Source organism: Trichococcus palustris (assembly GCF_900114465.1).
Classification (GTDB): domain Bacteria; phylum Bacillota; class Bacilli; order Lactobacillales; family Aerococcaceae; genus Trichococcus; species Trichococcus palustris.
On sequence record NZ_FOTD01000050.1, the window covers coordinates 1 to 1,769 of the forward strand.

Genomic DNA, 1,769 nt, shown 5'->3' on the forward strand with positions numbered 1-1,769 from the left:
TTTTTATCCTCCTACGGAGGTTTCGAGTAAACAAAAAGGATACCTTTTGATAGAATTAAAGTAACGACACAATAATCGATCGGGGGTACCCTTATGTTTAAACATTATACTATGAATCAAGTTATTTTGCCTATCGATTTAGCAGTAAAATTACCAAGAAATGATATCGCTTTTTCGGTGAATGAGGTTGTGGAGAGTATCCCAGGGGAAGCCTTTGAAGCTTTCGTCAGGCAGACCGGCTGCCCTGCCTACCACCCGCGAATGATGATGAAGATTATCTTGTGCTCCTACACGCAATCAGTTTTTTCCGGAAGAAAAATTGAGGGATTGCTTCAGGATAGCGTGCGGATGATGTGGCTCGCGCAAGGCTATGAGCCCACTTACCGTACTATCAACCGTTTTCGGGTGAACCCTGCGGTTCAGGAACTATTGCGCCAATGCTTTGTACAGTTCCGTTGCCAACTTGTGCAGGAAGGGTTAATCGAGGAGGAGGCTATTTTCATCGACGGGACAAAGATTGAGGCCAACGCGAATCGATTCACGTTTGTCTGGCGCAAGTCGATCGAAAAGTACAGTGCCGCACTGATTGAGAAGTCTAACCAGATGTATGACGAGCTCCTAGAGAACGAGATTATCCCGGGGATTGAGCGGGAAAGTCTAGAGAAACTATCGGACGCGGAGCTTCTTCAGGTGGCCGAACAGCTGGACGAAAAAATTGCAGAGTTCGATCAAGAGATATCGACGACGGAGGCAGGTAGCGAGAGAAAACAGCTTCGGTCCCAAAGAAAACTCCCGAAGCAGTATCGTAAACTGATCCTAGAGATGGCCAACCGGAAGCAGAAGTATCAACAGGACATGGCGATTTTTGGAAAACGAAATAGCTACTCCAAGACGGACACTGATGCAACATTCATGCGTATGAAGGATGACTACATGAAGAACGGCCAGTTGAAGCCCGGCTATAATGTGCAGTTGGCGACCGAAGGTCAGTATGCATTGGCCTACGACATTTTCCCAAATCCCACGGATACGCGCACCTTGCTCCCTTTCTTGGACACTATCGAAGAAAAGTTCTTTTCTTTGCCGGGCTATACTGTCGCAGATGCGGGCTATGGAAGCGAGCAGAACTATGGGGATATCCTTGAAAACCGAGAAACGACTCCCCTCATCACCTACAACACCTATCGAATAGAAAAGCAGAAGAAATATCGGAATAACCCTTTCCACTCCTCCAATTGGGAATATGATGAAAAAGAGGATGCTTTCACGTGCCCCAACGGGCAGAAGCTCCCCTTCCGTTATCTATCCCATCGGAAAGACACTTATGACTTCTCCCGAACCTTCAAAGTTTATGAGTGCGCGGACTGCTCGGGTTGCCCATTACGAGAGCAATGCACCAAGGCGAAAGAAGGGAACAACCGCACCATCCGCTACAACGAGAAGTGGGAACAACAGAAAAAAATAATTAAAGATTTGCTTTCGGATGAAAAGACTGGCGCGATCTACGGAAAACGGAAGATCGATGTAGAACCAGTGTTCGGATTCTTGAAGGCTAATTTGTGCTTCACTCGATTCTCGGTCAGAGGAAAGGAGAAGGTGCGCAATGACTTGGGATTTGCGCTTATGGCAGTGAACATGAGGAAATACGCTGTTCAGACAGCCCTCCTTGGGAGGGAATCTGCACCTTGGCCCTCGAAAAAAGGTTCCAACCACCAAAATTCGGTGATTGGAACCTTTTTTAATTCATTTCAGCTAGTTATGTCCCAGCC

General features: G+C 47.0%; 1 pseudogene. It reads left to right on the forward strand.

Annotated features, from left to right (window positions below):
- Positions 1-93: 93 nt before the first annotated feature.
- Positions 94-1,662 (forward strand): annotated as a pseudogene (locus BM101_RS13795) (IS1182 family transposase); the annotation flags it as partial.
- Positions 1,663-1,769 lie beyond the last annotated feature (107 nt).